The organism is Pseudoalteromonas luteoviolacea S2607 (assembly GCF_001625575.1).
GTDB lineage: Bacteria > Pseudomonadota > Gammaproteobacteria > Enterobacterales > Alteromonadaceae > Pseudoalteromonas > Pseudoalteromonas luteoviolacea_E.
In genome coordinates this window covers 37,137-56,998 of sequence record NZ_AUXV01000022.1, presented here as the reverse complement: position 1 = coordinate 56,998, position 19,862 = coordinate 37,137, and the positions used below count along the sequence as shown (strand labels likewise).

Below are 19,862 nucleotides of genomic sequence, written 5' to 3'. Positions count from 1 at the left end.
TTTAGTTTCAAGAGTCTTTTTGCTCGATTCGCGTAAATTCCTCAATTATTGATTCAATTTGCGCTTCAGCGGGGCAAACGACACAAAACCGGCTTTGATACTCCTGATCCACAAAGTAAGGGACGCTCAATATCACGTAGCGAGATAGATTGGCTTCGTCCACTTCAGATCCTAATAATACTGACACGCCTTCGCGAAACGCTAATTTGTCTTCAACTTGATGCAAAAATGGTACACCAAGACTTAAATCATTAGATTGCTCTAAACGATTATAGATATGTCGTTCACCAACCACGATACTGTTATCAGTCCCAAGCTGTAAACTCAACTCCCGAGTCCACTGTGTGAGTAACTCGCGACAATTGGGCATCGCACTATTGGCCATTGCTCGCATGCGGTGTAACCCCTCTTTTAGGGTTTGCTGACTGAACACAGTATTCATCCACAATGCAAATTGATAACGTATTTCATCCGAATTGTCTGCTGGTTTGTTAATACAGATGTTTTGGGACTGCCCCGCTCTATCAATCAATAATACCAACCAGTGTTTTCTATCAAAGTCTAACACTTCGACACGAAACACTTTTTGACTACTAACTTGCGGTAAACCTACCACGCAACAAACCTGATATTGCTGACTAAGCGAATGTGCCAATGTCACAAGTTGCTCTTGTTCCGGCTGCCAATAAGAAGCTATATCGTCTAATTCAAAATACTCTTGTAGCCAATATTTGATACCAATATCTGATGGGACACGTCCAGCGGATGTATGCGGTGAAAACAGCAAACCTTGGTTTTCTAGTCGTGCCATTGCATTACGTACAGTTGCAGAACAAATTGCCATCCCTTTCATCTTGGCAATTTTACTGGACGCAACAGGCACCCCCTCTCCATTACAGTAAAGGCTCATCACAGCTGAAAAAACTTGTTTGTCGCGGGCACTTAATTTCATAATTATTTATGTTGGGGCTAATTTCAAAGTTTCAAGCGCCTCAAATTTAAGATAATCTTGGTAAAGTTTAAACACCAAGGATTTGCGTTAAAAATGAGCACTCCATTTAACACCATCGGCCTTATCGGAAAACCAAACCACGACGGCGCCGCTCAGACCTTACATCGCCTTTATACATTTTTGCAAGCACTCGGATATGAAGTTTTTGTCGAACGCCGCGCGGGTAAACAACTTACCGGCCTGGCAAGTAGCCAGCTTTTAGATCTTGTCGAGTTAGGTGAAAAATGTGATTTGGCTGTCGTCGTTGGCGGTGATGGCAACATGCTAGGCGCTGCGCGCGTACTCGCACGATTCGATGTTGCTGTAATTGGAGTAAACAGAGGCAACCTCGGCTTTTTGACCGACCTCAACCCTGACGACTTCGAGCCTGAGCTTGAACAAGTCTTAAGTGGTAAATTTGTCGAAGAACATCGCTTTCTTTTAGAAGTTGAAGTTTATAGACATGCCCAGCTCAAAAGCGCAAACCTTGCTGTCAATGAGGCTGTTCTGCACGCTGACAAAGTGGCACATATGATCGAATTTGAAGCCTTTATAGACGATCAGTTTGTATTTTCTCAGCGTTCTGACGGTTTAATAGTCACCACCCCCACAGGATCGACCGCCTACTCTCTCTCAGGTGGAGGCCCAATCTTAACGCCTGAGTTAAATGCAGTGGCGTTAGTGCCTATGTTTCCGCATACATTGTCCAGCCGTCCTCTGGTCGTTGATGCTAGTAAACAAATTAAATTGAAATTAAGTCCAGAAAACACAGCTAGCTTACAAGTTAGTTGCGACAGTCATGTCGTATTAGCATTGCTCCCCGGTGACGAAGTTGTGGTCAAAAAAGCATCTCAAAAGCTTCGCCTTATTCATCCTACAAGCTATTCCTACTACCATGTTCTTAGAGAAAAACTAAATTGGGGCAGTAGGCTTTACTAAAGCAAATTTGTTAAGCAGAATAGGGCTGATTTATTTTCTATATTAGGGAAAAGTAATACAACATGACTTACATAGTGATTGTGTCGATAGTGTTGCTCATCACTATCCTTGGCGTCTACATGGTTATTGAAAGCAATCGACAAAAAGCACGGGATGCCGAGAAACGCATTTTCAATGAGCGCGTTAAAGATATTACAGGTCTGTACAAACGAAAAATATCTGAGTATGTCGATTGCAAACTAATTAGGCCTAAACATGCGCCTAAGTTTAATGCAATCGTCAGTAATTTTTTCGTGGTTCAGCCTCACAATGATGAAAACCTAGACAGGCTGGAAAAAGTAAGTGAACTCTTACTCATGCAAATTGGTTCGGAACTCAATAAGTGCAGAAACAACGATAACCTTGAGCTGTTATCCGAGCAATTGTTTCTTTTTGCTGCTGAATTGCCTTCTACTGGTATTGCCTACAACAAAGCTTTCTATACCGAAGTTTTGCCTGCACTGATTTCACGCATTCAAACACCCGACTCATATGATGCAGATCCTGTAGACCAAGACTCTGATATTCAAGAGGAAGAGGCACAAACGGAAGAGTCAAAATCAGAATTGGACAATCCTCCTATGCAACGCCAAACGGCTGACATTGCCAATTAAAAAGTTGCTTTTTTAAAAAATGCTGTATAAATTAACAGTAAAATACTGTTTGGATATACAGCATGCTTACGAGTTTGCAAATTAAGAACTTTGCGATTGTCAGTGAATTAAACATTGATTGGCGTACTGGAATGACTGCAATCACTGGTGAAACCGGTGCAGGTAAATCAATTGCCATTGACGCCTTATCCCTATGTCTTGGTGAACGAGCAGATGCCAACGCTATTCGCCCGCAAAGTAGTAAAGCTGAAATCTCAGCACAGTTTGATATTCGAAGTTTACCCCAGGCACAAAAGTTCCTTTCTGAACTACTGCTTGATGATGACGAGCAAAACTGCATATTGCGCAGAGTAATTACGCGAAATGGCCGCAGTAAGAGCTTTATTAACGGCTCATCAGTCACCGCCGCTCAATTAAAAGAGCTTGGACAAATGCTCATCGCAATTCATGGCCAACATGCACACCAACTACTACTTAAACCCGAACATCAGCTTGGGTTACTTGATGCTTATGCTGGCCACCATAATTTGCTCAGTGCAGTCAAAGCACAGTATAACCATTACCAAAAACTACAAAAAGAACATACTCACTTAATAAAACAACAGCAGGCCCAAGCAGCAAAAAAGCAGTTGTTAGAGTATCAAGTTGAAGAGCTGGATGAATTTGCCTTACAAGCAGGAGAATATGAGCAAATAGAGGCTGAGCACAACCGATTAAGCCACTCACAAACGCTCGTTGAGAGCTGCCAAAGAGAACTCATGAGCCTGTACGAGCAGGATGATCAAACAGTATTGGGGCAATTGCAGCACAGCGTACAAACTTTCAGTGAACTCAGCAGTTTAGATAAGTCTTTGGAGGGTATTAGCATGATGCTCAATGAAGCTGCGGTACAATTGGAAGAAGCTTGTCGAGAGATCCGTAGTTATGGAGAAAGTGTCGAGCAAGATCCATTACGCTTACAGGAAATAGAAGAGCGCATTACTCAAGCCATGGCTCTATCGCGAAAACATCAGATACAACCTGATCAATTGGCAGCACATCACACAGCCTTGAAGTTAGAGTTGGACGGCATTTGCTCCGACAATGCTCGTATAGACCATTTAGAGCACGAAATAGCTGAAGCGCTTCATGCCTATCATATTTCGGCAAATCAATTGAGTGAAAGTAGAGCGATATCGGCAGACAAGCTGAACACCTTAATCACCGAAAGCATGCATGAGCTATCAATGGAAAATGGCCGTTTTGCAATAGAATTAGTCAAAGAAAATGACCGACGCCCCAATGAGTTGGGAATGGATAGCATTGACTTTTTAGTATCTACTAACCCCGGGCAGCCAATGCAACCGCTCGCAAAAGTGGCTTCTGGTGGTGAGCTTTCTCGTATTAGCTTAGCAATACAAGTTATCATCGCGAACAAAGTAACTACCCCAACGCTAATCTTTGATGAAGTGGATGTTGGTATTTCGGGCCCAACTGCATCGCAAGTTGGCAAACAACTTCGCTTGCTAGGCGGTTCAACGCAAGTGATTTGTGTTACTCACCTACCTCAAGTTGCCTGTAGTGGCCACCAGCAGTTTTTCGTTAAAAAGGACGTAGACAACGATCAAACTTATACCTCGATGGTCCCTTTAGACGAGAATAAGCGAATAGATGAAATAGCAAGACTACTTGGAGGCGACAGCGTAAGTGAAACGACCCGTGCAAGCGCAAAAGAGCTCCTAACAGTTCAGCGCTGTGCTTAAGCTAAGTCAGACGTCGATATAAGCCTTGTTACAGCAGCCATGACAATTGAGTGTTTGTAACAAGGTGACAAGGGTTACCTGCTGGAAGTCATTTTTAATAGTGTTCTATCTTTTTTCACATAGTGATGAAAAAATGCGGCCCCGGCGTGCCCAGCAATCAATATCCAGATCAACCAAGCGCCAAGTATTTCCTTGTGAATAAAGTCTACTGGCTCTTCAAGCTCGGCGAAAGTCAGTCCTAAACCATCTGAGACAATGTATTGAAACATAGCGGTACTCTCAAACTTTGGAATATCAAACATGAAAAAGAACTCAGTATTGACGCCTGTACCAATATAACCTGTTACTGGAGCAATAATCATAACAGCGTAAAGCACGAAGTGACCTAGATGTGCCGCGAGATGTTCAAGCTTAGAGCCTGGTTCAAGCTTGGGTGATTGATTCATCACTCGCCACACTATACGCAGCACAACAATAACCATAATTGATACACCAAACGATAAATGTAACTGCAATGCATTCCAATTTTCTGGAGTCTTTACTTCTGTAAACCATTGTCGGTAATAGACTGATATGTAAGCCGCTAAGAACAAAACTGCTGTTGTCCAGTGGATCCATTTAGCAATACAGCCATAAGTCAGCTCAGTATTTTTAATACTCATATTTGTCTCGTTTTCAATTCTAATTGACGCATGTTGCTTACTATTCTAGGACATTAATCTCACTAAGAGTTATGCCAATTATGGGACAGTTCAATCTGCAAAAAAGAATATCTAAATCGGAACCGACATGTTTGATATTAAGAGCCAACAGCCAAAAAAGAAAAAACCCCAATACAAAATTTGTATTGGGGTTTGCTACGTAATATAGATTCTCACATCATGTGATGATTTACTCTAAACACCTAAACATCTATATAATCTAGGATCCCTTCAGCTGCGTTTCTACCCTCAAAAATGGCTGTGACAACTAAATCTGAACCTCTTACAGCATCACCACCTGCAAAGATTTTTGGGTTGCTTGTTTGGTGGGTAAATGTATTTTGCTCAGGTGCGACAATACCACCCCAATGATTTATTTCGACGTCATAGCTGGCAAGCCACTCAAGGTTATGTGGCTTAAAGCCAAATGCCAAAATGACAGCATCTGCTTCAATGACGTGCTCAGAACCAGCTACTTCTTGTGCTTTGCGTCGACCATTACTATCTGGCTCACCCAGTTCTGTTTTCACCATTTTTACGCCACATACATCGCCCTGCGCATTCAGTACAATACCTTTTGGTTGAATGTTAAATTGAAAGTCTACACCCTCTTCTTTCGCATTTTTCACTTCGCGTTTTGAACCCGGCATATTTTCTTCGTCCCGGCGATAAGCACAAATTACCGAACTGGCTTTTTGCCTAACAGAAGTTCTTACGCAGTCCATTGCTGTATCACCACCGCCTAATACAACTACGCGCTTGTCTGTCATACTGATATACGGCTGCTGAGATTCGTCATAGCCCATTACTCGATTTGTATTACCGATCAAAAATGGTAAGGCGTCATATACTTGCTTAGCATCTTCATTTTCTAAACCACCGCGCATGTATTGATAAGTTCCAACACCGACAAACACTGCATCATACTCTGCAAGTAAGTCATCCATGCTGATATCTTTGCCGACTTCAGTGTTTAACTTAAACTCAACACCCATTTCACTGAAAATTTCTCTGCGCTTCTCCATCACCGACTTTTCAAGTTTAAAAGAAGGGATACCAAATGTTAGCAAGCCGCCAATTTCTGGGTTACGGTCAAACACCACCGCTTTTACACCATTTCTCACCAATATATCAGCACACCCCAATCCCGCAGGACCCGCACCAATAATCGCGACCTTTTTATCTGTCCAATTGACATATGACAAATCTGGCTTCCAGCCCTGCGCAAAAGCGGTATCTGTGATGTACTTCTCTATGTTGCCAATGGTTACGGCACCAAACTCTTCATTTAACGTACATGCACCTTCACAAAGCCTATCTTGTGGACATACTCGCCCACAAACCTCCGGTAAGCTATTTGTTCTATGTGATAACTCAGCCGCTTCGATTATCCGACCAGTACGGATCAGTTTCAGCCACTGAGGAATATAGTTATGAACAGGACATTTCCATTCACAATATGGGTTTCCGCAATCCAAGCACCTATCTGCCTGAGAGTCCACTTGCTGCCCAGAAAATGGTTCATAAATCTCAACAAAGGAACTTTTGCGTGTAGAGATTGGTTTTTTTCGTGGGTCTACACGCTGAACATCGATAAATTGATAAACATTTTCGCTCATAATTCCTCCTTTACTGTGCCTGTACTCTAAGCTCAGCACTACTTCTAGCACGATGACCAAGTAAGCTCTTTACATCGCTTGACTTCGGCTTAACCAACTTAAACATAGGAATGTACAAGTCAAAGTTCGCTAAAACTTGCTCAGCTCTGTCTGATCCTGTGAGCTCTAAGTGTTCAGCGATTAACCCTCTTAAATGTTCTTGATGCGAGGGGAGCTGTTCTAGGGTCATAACCTCAACCAACTCAGGATTGAAACGTTTACCTATGTCATTTTCTTCATCCAACACATAAGCAAAGCCACCAGTCATGCCCGCTCCAAAGTTGACACCAATTTGTCCAAGCACACAGACAACGCCTCCGGTCATATATTCACAACCATTGTCACCCAAGCCCTCCACAACCGCTTGAACGCCCGAGTTACGAACAGCAAATCGCTCACCGACTCTGCCAGCAGCAAACAGCTTTCCGCCTGTTGCACCGTAAAGGCATGTATTTCCAGCAATGGCAGCTTGATGCGATTTGAAGCTAGAACCAAGAGGCGATCTAATAACTAACTTTCCACCAGCCATACCTTTACCAACATAATCATTGGCATCCCCAACCAGTGTTAATTCCAACCCTCCAGCATTCCATACGCCAAACGATTGTCCCGCGGTACCATGTAATTCAATTGACACAGGATCCGCTGCCATACCTTGATTGCCATACTTACTCGCAATATAACCAGAGAGCATGGCACCAACAGAACGATCGGTATTTTTAATTCGGTTTACTAATGAAATACCAGATTTAGAGTCAATCGCTTGCTGTGCTTTACTCAACAGAGATTCGTTTAACTCGCCTCGATAGTGGGAGGTGTTTTCTGCACTACAGTAAAGCGTTTGCTGGCTCGGATTATTTGGCTTAGCCAAAATTGGGCTCAGATCTAGCTTGCGCTGCTTATCGCTATTACCTTCCAATACTTCAAGTAACTCGGTACGACCAATCAAATCGGTGAGTTTTGTTACACCCAAAGAAGCCATTATTTCCCTCGCTTCTTGGGCGATAAATTTAAAGTAATTCATTGCCATTTCAGGCAAGCCATGGAAGTGTCTTTGTCTTAAAGTATCATCTTGTGTTGCAACGCCAGTTGCACAGTTGTTCAAATGACATATTCTGAGGTATTTACACCCCAAAGCAACCATAGGACCGGTGCCAAAACCAAAGCTTTCAGCGCCGAGAATCGCAGCTTTGATAATATCTAAACCCGTTTTTAGACCGCCATCCGTTTGCAAGCGAATACGGTGCCTTAAACCATTCTCAACTAGGGCTTGCTGTGTTTCAGCTAAACCTAGCTCCCACGGGCAGCCAGCATATTTAACCGATGTCAGAGGGCTAGCACCGGTACCACCATCATAACCAGCTATCGTAATTAGATCGGCATAGGCCTTAGCCACCCCAGTTGCAATAGTCCCTACACCAGGCTCTGATACTAGTTTCACAGAGATCATAGCGGTAGGGTTGACCTGTTTCAGATCAAAAATAAGCTGTGCGAGATCTTCAATTGAATATATATCGTGATGCGGAGGTGGAGAAATTAACGTTACCCCAGGTACTGAATATCGCAATTTTGCAATGTAAGGGGTTACTTTTTCTCCTGGCAATTGACCACCTTCTCCAGGCTTTGCGCCTTGCGCCACTTTAATCTGAATGACATCTGCACTTTGTAAATAATGCGGAGTGACCCCAAAACGCCCTGAAGCCACTTGTTTGATACGAGAATTGCGCTCGTTGCCAAATCGCGCTTTATCTTCACCGCCCTCCCCTGAGTTAGAGTATCCGCCCAGTCTATTCATCGCGATCGCTAGGGCTTCGTGCGCTTCAGGTGATAATGCGCCAATACTCATTGCGGCAGAGTCAAAACGTTTATATAACTCGGACGCCGGTTCAACATCGTCTACTGATACGCCAGACTCTGGCAGTTTTAATTGCATTAGGTCTCGTAAATTTGTCACTGGACGATTGTTAACGATTTCAGCGTACTTTAAATAATCCTCATACTTCCCTGATTTAACAGCGACCTGTAAAGATTGAACCACATCAGGGTTGTAAGCATGATACTCACCACCGTGAACAAACTTTAATAGCCCACCGTGACTTAATAATTTACGCTTACTGTATGCGAGCTGATTGAGCAATTTAGACTCAGCCTCAAAGTTGTCAAAATCAGCACCTTTGATCCGACTTACAACGCCTTTAAAGCATAAATCTACAACTTCGTCTGCCAGACCAACTGCCTCAAAGAGCATTGAACAACGATACGACGCAATCGTGCTAATCCCCATCTTTGACATAATTTTGTATAAGCCTTTATTAATTGCATTACGATAAGCAAGTGTCACATCACGATAGGACTTTTTAATTACTCCTTTATCCACAAGAGAGACGAGTGTTTCATAGGCTAAATAAGGGTAAATCGCAGTGGCACCAAAACCCAGAAGCACGGCAAACTGGTGTGGATCTCTTGCACTTCCTGTTTCAACAACAATATTTGAATCGCAGCGTAAGTTATTCTTAACCAAGCACTGCTGAACAGCACCTACTGCCATAGCTGCGGGAATCGGTAGCTTCCCTTTTTCAATGTCTCTGTCTGTAAGAAGTACCATTACGCACCCAAGTGCAGCTTTCTCTTGTGCTTCATCACACACTCTGCGAATAGCTTGCTGCAACCCTTCTTCGGCTGGGTTGTAATTTAAGCTCACTTCACCCACTTTGTAGTGTGCATCGTCAGCCGATTTCAGCTGCTGGACATCTGAATAGGTTAAGATTGGAGAATTAAACTGTAGACGCTTTGCATGCCCGGTCGTTTCGTTAAAAACATTTTGCTCTCGACCAATACACGTTGCCAGAGACATAACATGGTTTTCTCTAAGCGGGTCTATCGGCGGGTTCGTTACTTGAGCAAACTTTTGTCTGAAGTAGTCGTACAAAGAGCGTGCCCCCTGTGAAAGCACGGCAAAGGGTGTATCGTCGCCCATGGATCCAGTCGCTTCTTGACCATTAGCGCCCATCACACTGATCACTTGCTCAACTTCTTCGTTGCTATAACCAAATTGCTTTTGATAGGTCAGCAGCACATCATCGCAAAAATCTCTCTGCCCAGCGTCTTTTTCATCAAGCTCCTCAAAAGGTGTTAAACGCTGAACATTTTGTTCTAGCCACGCTCGATAGGGGTGTCTCGCCTTTAAATCCTGATCAATTTCTGATGACTGCCAGATTTTGCCATGTAATGTATCGACAACAAGTAATTCACCAGGCCCGACTCTGCCCTTTTCAATGACTTCATCGGCTTCATAATCCCATATACCAACTTCAGACGCGATCGTAATAAAACCGTCTTGAGTCACTACATACCTCGCTGGCCTCAAGCCGTTTCTGTCTAGATTACATGCTGCAAAACGACCGTCAGACATTACAATACCGGCGGGTCCATCCCATGGTTCCATATGCATTGAATTAAAGTCATAAAACGCTCTTAAGTCGTCGTCCATTGCGCGATTTTTTTGCCATGCAGGTGGTACGAGCATACGCATGGCCCTAAAAATATCCATTCCACCAGCAAGAAACAGTTCAAGAATATTATCCAAGCTCGAAGAGTCTGAACCGGATTCATTTACAAATGGCGCAGCAACTTGTAAGTCTGGCAACAACGGTGAGGAAAACTTGTAAGCGCGCGCACTTGCCCACTGTCGGTTACCCATAATCGTGTTAATTTCACCATTGTGAGCGAGATAACGGAACGGTTGCGCTAGCGGCCATTTTGGTTGTGTATTGGTAGAAAAGCGCTGATGGAATACACAAATCGCGCTGGTCATTCTTAAATCAGCGAGATCCTGATAAAAATTAGGTAGATCAGATGGCATCATCAGACCTTTATATACGGTCACGAGCCCAGACAAGCTTGCTATATAAAACTGCTCATCATTGGTAATTCGCTTTTCGATTCTACGTCTGGCGACATACAATCTACGCTCCAAATCTTTTGGTCGCCATCCCTCCGGGGCACTCACAAAAACCTGCTCAAATTGTGGCAGTTGTGATTTCGCGATAGGCCCAAGCATAGACGGCTGAGTCGGCACTACTCGCCAACCAACAATTGAAAGTGTTTCTTTTTCTAGTTCTTCATTAACAATGCTTTTAGCAATATTGGCAAGCGTTGGGTCTGAGTTTAAAAATACCATCCCAACAGCATAGTTTTTACCCAAACGCCATTCGTTTTCAGCAGCTATTGCGCGGAAAAAGCTATCAGGCTTTTGTAACAGCAAGCCACAGCCGTCACCCGTTTTACCATCCGCAGCAATTCCACCTCGATGCTGCATGCGATCAAGCCCAGTTATCGCGGTACGAATTAATTTATGAGTAGCTTGTCCTTGCGCATGCGCAATTAGACCAAAGCCACAGTTATCTCTTTCTAATGCCGAGTCATATAACATAGACCCCTCCCCTTGCTACTACTGCCAGCTGGATTGACTTCGACGATTTACTGGCAGATATTCAAAATTAGCGCTGAATCAAATGTGAGTCAATCAAAAAAAGAATAAATATTCACCCTCTTGAATATTTCTCAACGACCCCTTTTTGTAACCAATATTTAATAACTTGCAATATTGCAGGTAAATATGACATCAAAAACAAAATGACACCGGTATCAAATGTTAAATAACCCAAAACACGCACAAGCAACCAGCCAGTTTACGTAAACGTAAACATGCAGCTTTATGAATAACTATTCACAAGCGTGATATTTGTCATTTCCGTAAGTCATGCCAGTAAGCGCTACCTGTAGGTAAGGTGCCAAGGTTAAGGTTACGAATGTATAAGGCGGGAAAAGTAAGCGAATAAAGAAGAAGTAATAAAACGAAAAACCCGAGCTATTGCTCGGGTTCACAGTAAAAATATTTAGCAGTGATTATTCTGCTGCTTCTTTATACTTTGCTGCTGTTTCTGTGATAAGAGGCTGTAACTCGCCCTTTTGGAACATCTCGATGATGATATCACAACCACCAATAAGCTCACCTTCAACCCAAAGCTGCGGGAATGTTGGCCAATTTGCGTAGTGCGGAAGCTCAGCTCGGATGTCTGGGTTTAGTAAGATGTCAACATAAGCAAATTGCTCACCGCACGCCATAAGGGCTTGTGAAGCTTGAGAAGAAAAACCACAATTAGGTAACTTTGGAGAGCCCTTCATATATAGAAGAATCGGGTTTTCTGCAATTTGCTGTTTAATCTTTTCAATGGTTTCCATATATACCTCAAATGACGATAAGATCGTTTCACACGCACTTGACTGGTTAAAAATAGTGCATATGAATCATTCAGACTACAAGTCTTAGCAACTGCCATTGCTGTTTGCTAAAACTTGAGTAAAATACTCAGGAATTATAGTATCACTATATAGAACCAAAACGTACTGAAATGTGCCCGTAGCAAGGCATCTTTTTACTGTTTTGGGAATTCAACATAAAAATGGAGATTAAAATGGCTTTTGAACTACCGTCACTTCCTTATGCTATTGATGCACTAGAGCCGCACATTTCTAAAGAGACTTTAGAATTTCACCACGGCAAACACCACAATACATACGTTGTTAAGCTAAATGGCCTAGTAGAAGGTACTGACTTCGCTAATAAAACGCTAGATGAAGTTGTTCTTAGCTCTGAAGGTGGCATTTTCAACAATGCAGCTCAAATCTGGAACCACACTTTCTACTGGCACAGCTTGGCACCAAACGGTGGTGGCGAAGCTAAAGGTAAAGTAGCTGAGCTTATTAACGCAAAGTGGGGCTCTTTTGCGGCATTCCAAGATGCATTTAATGACAAAGCAGTTAACAACTTCGGTTCAAGCTGGACTTGGTTAGTACAACTAGCAGATGGTTCTTTAGATATCGTTAATACTTCTAACGCTGCTACACCATTTACTGAAGAAGGTGTTACACCAATTTTAACAGTTGACCTGTGGGAACACGCTTACTATATCGATTACCGCAACGTTCGCCCAGAATACTTAAAAGGATTCTGGTCTCTAGTTAACTGGGATTTCGCAAACGAAAATCTAGCTTAATTACAACAGTATAACTGTACCAATTTAAGCAATAAAAAAGACGCAAGTGCGTCTTTTTTTACACCTTTCAAGTTTCGCTATCACATTAAATTCTCATATTTTTTAAGCAAATATCCAATAACGCGACTAAGCTTTAATTAAGCCTTGCATTTTAACCCCAGCTAATTTTTAACAGGTTATTGGAGTTTGATATGACTATATTTGAGCATTACCAATCCCGATACGAAGCAGCAAAAGAAGAAGAGTTCACAATCGCTGAATTTCTCGATATTTGTAAAGAGGATAAGGCAGCTTATGCCAGTGCGCCTGAAAGGTTGCTCATGGCCATTGGTGAGCCAGAAATGATAGACACCTCTACCGACGCAAGATTGAGTCGGCTATTCTCGAATCGGGTTATCGCGCGCTACCCCGCATTTCAAGAGTTTTATGGCATGGAAGATGCCATTGAGCAAATCGTTTCATATTTAAAACATGCAGCTCAAGGCCTTGAAGAGTGTAAACAAGTACTGTATTTACTCGGACCTGTCGGTGGTGGTAAATCTTCCATCGCTGAAAAGTTAAAGTATTTAATGCAGCAAGTTCCTGTGTATGCCATCAAAGGTTCCCCGGTCAACGACCACCCCTTAAGTCTATTCAACGCGCAGGAAGATGGTGAACTACTTGAAAAAGAGTACGGTATTTCAAAACGCTACCTTAAAACGGTCATGTCTCCTTGGGCAACCAAGCGTCTACATGAATACAATGGTGATATTAGCCAGTTCAAAGTTGTAAAACGATACCCATCAATTCTTGATCAAGTCGCTATTGCTAAAACAGAGCCTGGTGATGAAAATAATCAGGATATCTCAGCACTTGTAGGTAAAGTGGATATACGTAAATTAGAACATTTTGCGCAGAATGATCCTGACGCATATGCTTATTCTGGTGCACTTTGTTTGGCAAACCAAGGCCTGATGGAATTCGTTGAGATGTTCAAAGCGCCAATAAAAGTGTTGCACCCTCTCCTAACAGCCACACAAGAGGGCAACTATAACGGGACAGAAGGCATCTCGGCGCTACCGTTTAATGGTATTATCCTTGCCCACTCCAATGAGTCAGAATGGCAAACCTTTAAAAACAACAAAAACAATGAAGCATTTTTGGACCGTGTGTTCATTGTGAAAGTACCATACTGTCTGCGCGTCTCAGAAGAAGTAAAAATCTATAAAAAGCTTCTCGAGAATAGTGAACTTAAAAATGCGCAATGCGCCCCAGGCACATTGGAAACCTTGGCAAAGTTTTCTTCTCTTTCGAGAATTAAAGAACCCGAGAATTCTAGTATTTATTCAAAAATGCGCGTCTATGACGGTGAAAGCTTAAAAGATACGGACCCTAAGGCAAAATCTTACCAAGAATACAGAGACTATGCCGGGGTGGATGAAGGCATGAATGGCTTGTCTACGCGCTTCGCCTTTAAGATTCTCTCACGGGTATTTAACTTTGACCATACTGAAGTCGCAGCAAACCCTGTGCACCTTTTCTACGTGCTTGAACAACAGATAGAGAGAGAGCAATTTAATGCCGAGATACAAGAGCGATACCTAAGCCACTTAAAAGGTTACTTGATACCTCAATATGTAGAGTTTATAGGTAAAGAGCTGCAAACAGCTTATCTAGAGTCTTATTCGGAATATGGTCAGAATATTTTTGACCGTTATGTTACGTATGCTGATTTTTGGATTCAGGACCAAGAGTATAGAGATCCAGATACTGGGCAGCTTTTCGATAGATCAGCGCTCAATGCTGAACTAGAGAAAATAGAAAAGCCAGCGGGTATTTCTAATCCAAAAGACTTCAGAAATGAAATAGTAAATTTCGTTTTACGTGCTCGGGCCCACCACAATGGCGATAACCCTGTTTGGACGAGCTACGAAAAGCTTAGAACAGTTATTGAGAAAAAAATGTTCTCTAATACTGAAGATTTACTACCCGTTATCTCTTTCAATGCCAAAACTTCAGCCGAAGATCAGAAAAAGCATGAGGACTTCGTCAATCGAATGATGGAAAAAGGATATACCCAGAAACAGGTTCGGTTACTTTCTGAATGGTATTTAAGAGTTAGAAAGTCACAGTAATCTTAGCGATTGGAGGGTGGTCTATGGCACATTTCATCGATCGAAGATTGAATGGGAAGAACAAAAGTACGCCGAATAGACAAAGGTTTATTCGGCGCTACAAAAAACAAATAAAAGAGGCTGTCTCTGACGCCATCAATAAAAGAAGTGTAACTGACATCAGCAGTGGAGAAAGTATTTCTATTCCGCAACGAGATATTAGTGAGCCGATATTTCATCAGGGTAAAGGTGGAAATAGAGAGCATATCCACCCAGGTAATGATCAGTTTACAACTGGGGATAAAATCCAAAGGCCACCTTCAGGTCAAGGCGGTGGCGCTGGCGAGGGCAACGCCAGCGATCAAGGTGAAGGGCAAGATGACTTTGTATTTTCAATATCAAAAGATGAATACCTAGATCTACTTTTTGAAGATTTAGAGTTGCCTAATCTGCAAAAGAGTCAGCTTGATAAGTTAGTACAAATGAAAACTCATCGCGCGGGTTTTTGTAATGACGGCATGCCCAGCAATTTGGACATTGTACGCTCACTGAAGGGGTCTATTGCACGAAGAATAGCAATGACCGCTGGGAAAAGAGGCCGTTTAAAGGAACTTGAGCAAGAGCTTGAGGCACTTCTGGCAGAGCCAGTGCCGCCTCAACAAAAAATTCAACAGCTCGAAGAAGAAATTGAAACGCTTAAAAAACGCATTGCTGCAGTGCCGTTTATTGATAACTATGACTTGAGATTTAGAAATTATGAAAAAAGGCCACATCCAACCAGCAAAGCTGTGATGTTTTGTTTAATGGATGTTTCCGGCTCAATGGATCAAGCTACAAAAGACATGGCAAAACGTTTTTATATTTTACTTTATCAGTTCCTGACCAGAACCTATAAAGACATAGAAGTAGTATATATACGCCACCATACTCAGGCTAAAGAAGTCGATGAGCAAGAGTTCTTTTACTCTCAAGAAACTGGTGGGACGATTGTATCAAGCGCCCTAAAGTTAATGGATGAGATTGTAGCAGAGCGATATTCGCAAGGTGATTGGAATATCTACGCAGCGCAAGCATCTGATGGAGATAACTGGGCCGACGATTCACCACACTGTACCGATATTCTCGCTAATAAACTACTGAAGATGGTTCGATATTACGCTTATATAGAAATAACCACCCGGGCTCATCAGAGTTTGTGGCGTGAGTACCAAGGACTATCCGCAGCCTATAATAATTTTGCTATGCAGCACATTCGTTCGGTTGAAGATATTTATCCTATCTTCCGAGAATTGTTCAAGAAAAACCGCCAAAAACAGCAAGGTGCAGCATAATCAGAGGGGAAGCGCAAATGACCTATAACCCTTTAAATGACGGTCCTGATTGGACATTTGAACGGCTTGAGATTTATCAAGCTGAGATTGCTCGGGTAGCAGAACACTACCGATTAGATACCTACCCAAATCAAATTGAAGTAATAACTGCAGAACAGATGATGGACGCGTATTCAAGCGTTGGTATGCCTATCGGCTATGCGCATTGGTCATACGGTAAAAAGTTTATTCAAACAGAGCAAAACTATAAACGTGGTCAAATGGGGCTGGCCTACGAAATTGTGATTAACTCAGATCCCTGTATTGCTTACTTGATGGAAGAAAATACGCTGCCAATGCAGGCTCTGGTTATGGCACATGCATGTTATGGGCATAACTCTTTCTTTAAAGGTAATTATCTATTCAAAACATGGACAGATGCATCATCCATTATCGATTATCTTGTTTTCGCAAAAAATTATGTCGCTCAATGTGAAGAGAAGTATGGGATCGAAGAAGTGGAAAACTTGTTGGACTCATGTCACGCATTGATGAATTATGGAGTTGATAGATATAAACGCCCTCAACAAATCTCTTTATTTGAAGAGCAAAAGAGACAGAAAGAAAGAGAGGATTATCTACAATCACAGGTGAATGAGCTTTGGAAAACGATTCCCACAAATAAACAAGAGGATACTGAAAGTTTACTCAAGTTTCCTTCTGAGCCGCAAGAAAACATTCTCTACTTTATCGAAAAGAACGCTCCCCTACTCGAGTCGTGGCAACGAGAGATAATACGTATCGTGCGCAAGATATCTCAATACTTCTACCCTCAGAGACAAACTCAGGTAATGAATGAGGGCTGGGCTACGTTTTGGCATTATACGATATTGAATCATTTATATGACGAAGGAAAGCTTAGTGACGCGTTTATGTTGGAATTTTTACAAAGCCATACCAATGTGGTTTACCAACCGCCATACAATAGCAAGTTTTACTCTGGTATAAACCCATATGCACTTGGGTTTAATATGATGGTCGATATTCGCCGTATTTGTGAAAATCCAACTGAAGAAGATAAATACTGGTTTCCAGAATTTGCAGGAAAAGATTGGCTAGATACCTTGCACTTTGCGATGGAGAACTTTAAAGACGAGAGTTTTGTTAGTCAGTTTTTGTCACCTAAAATTATCAGGGACTTTAAGCTATTTTCAATTCTTGATAAAGAGTCATCTCCGCATTTAGAAGTTAGTGCAATTCATGATGAAAGTGGGTATCTAAAAGTTAGAAATAGCCTCTCTGCACATTATAACTTAAGTAACAATGAGCCAAATATTCAAGTGTATAATGTTGATGTTAGAGGCGATCGATCATTAACATTGCGATATGTCCCTCAAGATAAGATCCCCCTCGCTGAATCTAAAATTGAAGTACTCAAGCATTTGTATCGCCTTTGGGGCTTTGAAGTGAGATTAGAGCAACTAGAAGAAGATGGTACTATCACCTTACTCGGTCAATGCCCATTAGAATCTGCGGACACAGATTGAATATCAATTGAGAGCTTGAAAGTAAAAACTTTCAAGCTTTTGAAATACTAATTCACACCTAACTGACACAGATGTAATGTCTCAAGTTAAGTTTACTGAGACATTGATTGCTCATAGATTGTGACTTTATTTCTGCCATTTTCTTTAGAATGGTAAAGCGCTGCGTCTGTGGCCTCAATCCACTGCTCATGCTTACTGAATGCTTCGTCATAGCTCGCGATACCTAGACTGACTGTCAGCTTAATTTCTTTTTTATCATAATAAATGACTGAGTTTTCTATCATACTGCGCAGCCTTTCAGCAAAAATCATCGCGCCTTCAGCGTCGGTATCCACAAGCGTTACCGCAAACTCTTCTCCACCATACCGGCCTGCAATATCAGTTTCGCGCAATGTCTTTTTTAATAAGTCTGAGATATGCCTAATGGCTTCGTCACCACCGCTATGCCCATACTCATCATTAATACGCTTAAAAAAATCGATATCAAACATTAATAAACTGCTACAACCATGGTTTCTTTTCAGCCGTTTAAACTCATGTCTGAGCGATTCTTCCCAATACCCTCTATTTGACAACTTTGTTAATGCATCTGTTCGACTCATTTCTTCAAGCGTCTTATTCGCTTTTTCAAGCTCAAGCTTATTCATCGCTTCGTCAGTAACATCATAAAGAATGACACAAATATGTCCTACTTCACCTGTTACCGTTGTTAACGGGATAAACGTTGCGTTCTGATACATGTATTCCGCTTTGCCAGTAATTGGGCGATAATTTTTGAAGCGGAATATGTAAGGCTGTTGTTCCCAAATAGTGAAAGAGCGATTTTTTAACACAAAAACGGGTTCTGCTTTTCCCCTAAACCAAGATTCATCGATACTTGGAAATAGGTCAAACACATCTTTATCTTTCACAGCACTCGGTAGCAAACCAGAATGGTTTTCCATAAAACCATTCCAAATACAAACACGGTAGTCTCTGTCTAGTACAACCAGCCCAACGTCTACAGTGTTAAACATATCCATTAGCCAATGGATTTCATTCATATCAAAATCAGAAGCAGGCATAATTCTAGTCGTCTAATAGGTAAGCAACTTTGTATTTCAGCGTTTTCAAAGAATCCTCTGTAAACAACAGCATCAAGTCGCAGTTAATATTGTGGTGTTCTATTCCATAGCTTATTTCAATTGCTAATGTTCTTTGCCACCTAGATTTGTTAGCTTTTACCAATTCGGAAACTTCGCAATGCTGACCTAACACCACTGGGTGTCCCTGACTAAAAGGCATGTCTAGTTGTCGCGACAACCCTGTTAAAATGGCGCCAATTAGAATATTACTTACATCCATTAACAGCTCGAGCTCTACTTTTTGGTTGAGCTCTCCATCGTATTTCATCAAGGATGCGATTTCTTTAAAACTGGAATCATTTAGCAGCAATAATGCCTCTCCCGAGACACCTCCACCAATAAATCCCTGACATACTCCGGAAGTAGTTGCATTTGCATCTATTGCCTGTAACGCCATGTGTAACTCATTTACTTCAAGTACATTGACATTGGGGATTGGCAATTCAACAAAAACATTCAATAGCCTTGCCAGCAGATCGCCAGCTTGACCCATCGCAACATTGGCGATTTCTTGATAAATATCTCTGATCTCGGGCTCTAATTGCTCGCCGAGCTTATGGACCAAGTTGGCTCGGATCGCCTTGTCTTTGATCCCGTGGTGAGTGATGATTTCTTCGAGTTTTTGGGCATCGCAAGGCTTGCGGATAAAATCTATTGCGCCGAGCTCCATTACTCTTTGATGAGCATTAGGCTGGATATCTCCAGATACCACCACGGTTAAAACATTTAAATCTTGCTCTTGGATAGCCTGCAGTACTTCATATCCATCCATGTGCGGCATGTTGAGATCTAGAAAAAGAATTTCCGGAGAAATTACTTTAATCTTTTCTATACAATCCAATCCATGCTCTGCAAACTCAACTTTTATATCCCAGTCATCAGGCAAAGAGCGGGCTAATTGCCTGCGTGCAAGTTTAGAATCATCGCAAATTAGGATGGGTGTTGACATAAAAGCTCTCTATTATTTGGGTTTATTTTTACCCAAGAATTCTAATTATAGTTATTACACAGCAGCGTTGAGAGTAAATATGTTAATCAATGCATG

At 42.0% G+C, this 19,862-nt stretch carries 14 protein-coding genes; 7 read left to right on the top strand and 7 right to left on the bottom strand.

The window, feature by feature from the left end; all coding sequences use genetic code 11:
- Positions 1–7: 7 nt before the first annotated feature.
- Positions 8–952: an HrcA family transcriptional regulator gene (locus N480_RS13180; protein WP_063372963.1), complete on the bottom strand. Its 945-nt coding sequence runs from the start codon at positions 950–952 to the stop codon at positions 8–10.
- Positions 953–1,045: 93 nt separating this feature from the next.
- On the opposite strand from N480_RS13180, the gene nadK reads away from it, so the two are divergent.
- The 3 genes from nadK to recN all read left to right on the top strand — a co-directional run bounded on the left by nadK (position 1,046) and on the right by recN (position 4,325).
- Positions 1,046–1,930: an NAD(+) kinase gene (gene nadK / locus N480_RS13175; RefSeq protein WP_063372962.1), complete on the top strand. Its 885-nt coding sequence runs from the start codon at positions 1,046–1,048 to the stop codon at positions 1,928–1,930.
- A gap of 62 nt (positions 1,931–1,992) precedes the next feature.
- A complete protein-coding gene (locus N480_RS13170; protein WP_063372961.1) occupies positions 1,993–2,583 on the top strand; it encodes a hypothetical protein in 591 nt (196 codons plus the stop codon).
- A gap of 62 nt (positions 2,584–2,645) precedes the next feature.
- Positions 2,646–4,325 (top strand): DNA repair protein RecN, encoded by a 1,680-nt coding sequence (recN, locus tag N480_RS13165; RefSeq protein WP_063372960.1) that lies wholly within the window; start codon positions 2,646–2,648, stop codon positions 4,323–4,325.
- A 74-nt stretch (positions 4,326–4,399) separates the two neighbouring features.
- Here the strand turns inward: recN and N480_RS13160 are convergent, their stop codons facing one another.
- From N480_RS13160 to N480_RS13145, 4 genes are all read right to left on the bottom strand, one after another.
- A complete protein-coding gene (locus N480_RS13160) occupies positions 4,400–4,987 on the bottom strand; it encodes a cytochrome b (protein ID WP_063372959.1) in 588 nt (195 codons plus the stop codon).
- A gap of 242 nt (positions 4,988–5,229) precedes the next feature.
- Positions 5,230–6,645 carry an FAD-dependent oxidoreductase gene (locus tag N480_RS13155; RefSeq protein ID WP_063372958.1) on the bottom strand — a complete coding sequence of 472 codons (1,416 nt, stop codon included), beginning with the start codon at positions 6,643–6,645 and terminating at the stop codon, positions 5,230–5,232.
- A gap of 10 nt (positions 6,646–6,655) precedes the next feature.
- A complete protein-coding gene (gene gltB, locus N480_RS13150) occupies positions 6,656–11,116 on the bottom strand; it encodes a glutamate synthase large subunit (RefSeq protein WP_063372957.1) in 4,461 nt (1,486 codons plus the stop codon).
- 476 nt (positions 11,117–11,592) lie between these two features.
- Positions 11,593–11,928 (bottom strand): Grx4 family monothiol glutaredoxin, encoded by a 336-nt coding sequence (locus tag N480_RS13145; protein ID WP_063359249.1) that lies wholly within the window; start codon positions 11,926–11,928, stop codon positions 11,593–11,595.
- A 233-nt stretch (positions 11,929–12,161) separates the two neighbouring features.
- Between N480_RS13145 and N480_RS13140 the strand changes: the two genes are divergently transcribed.
- The 4 genes from N480_RS13140 to N480_RS13125 all read left to right on the top strand — a co-directional run bounded on the left by N480_RS13140 (position 12,162) and on the right by N480_RS13125 (position 17,693).
- Positions 12,162–12,743 carry a Fe-Mn family superoxide dismutase gene (locus N480_RS13140; RefSeq protein ID WP_063372956.1) on the top strand — a complete coding sequence of 194 codons (582 nt, stop codon included), beginning with the start codon at positions 12,162–12,164 and terminating at the stop codon, positions 12,741–12,743.
- A gap of 191 nt (positions 12,744–12,934) precedes the next feature.
- On the top strand, positions 12,935–14,857 hold the full coding sequence (locus N480_RS13135) for a PrkA family serine protein kinase (protein WP_063372955.1): 1,923 nt from the start codon (positions 12,935–12,937) through the stop codon (positions 14,855–14,857).
- 23 nt (positions 14,858–14,880) lie between these two features.
- Positions 14,881–16,167, top strand: a complete 1,287-nt coding sequence (locus N480_RS13130) for a YeaH/YhbH family protein (protein ID WP_063372954.1) — start codon at positions 14,881–14,883, stop codon at positions 16,165–16,167.
- A gap of 17 nt (positions 16,168–16,184) precedes the next feature.
- A complete protein-coding gene (locus N480_RS13125; RefSeq protein ID WP_063372953.1) occupies positions 16,185–17,693 on the top strand; it encodes a SpoVR family protein in 1,509 nt (502 codons plus the stop codon).
- 92 nt (positions 17,694–17,785) lie between these two features.
- On the opposite strand, the gene N480_RS13120 is transcribed toward N480_RS13125, so the two are convergent.
- Both N480_RS13120 and N480_RS13115 read right to left on the bottom strand, forming a co-directional pair.
- Complete coding sequence (locus tag N480_RS13120; protein ID WP_063372952.1) at positions 17,786–18,757, bottom strand: sensor domain-containing diguanylate cyclase; 972 nt, start codon at positions 18,755–18,757, stop codon at positions 17,786–17,788.
- A 4-nt stretch (positions 18,758–18,761) separates the two neighbouring features.
- Positions 18,762–19,766, bottom strand: a complete 1,005-nt coding sequence (locus tag N480_RS13115) for a response regulator (protein ID WP_063372951.1) — start codon at positions 19,764–19,766, stop codon at positions 18,762–18,764.
- Positions 19,767–19,862: the final 96 nt, after the last annotated feature.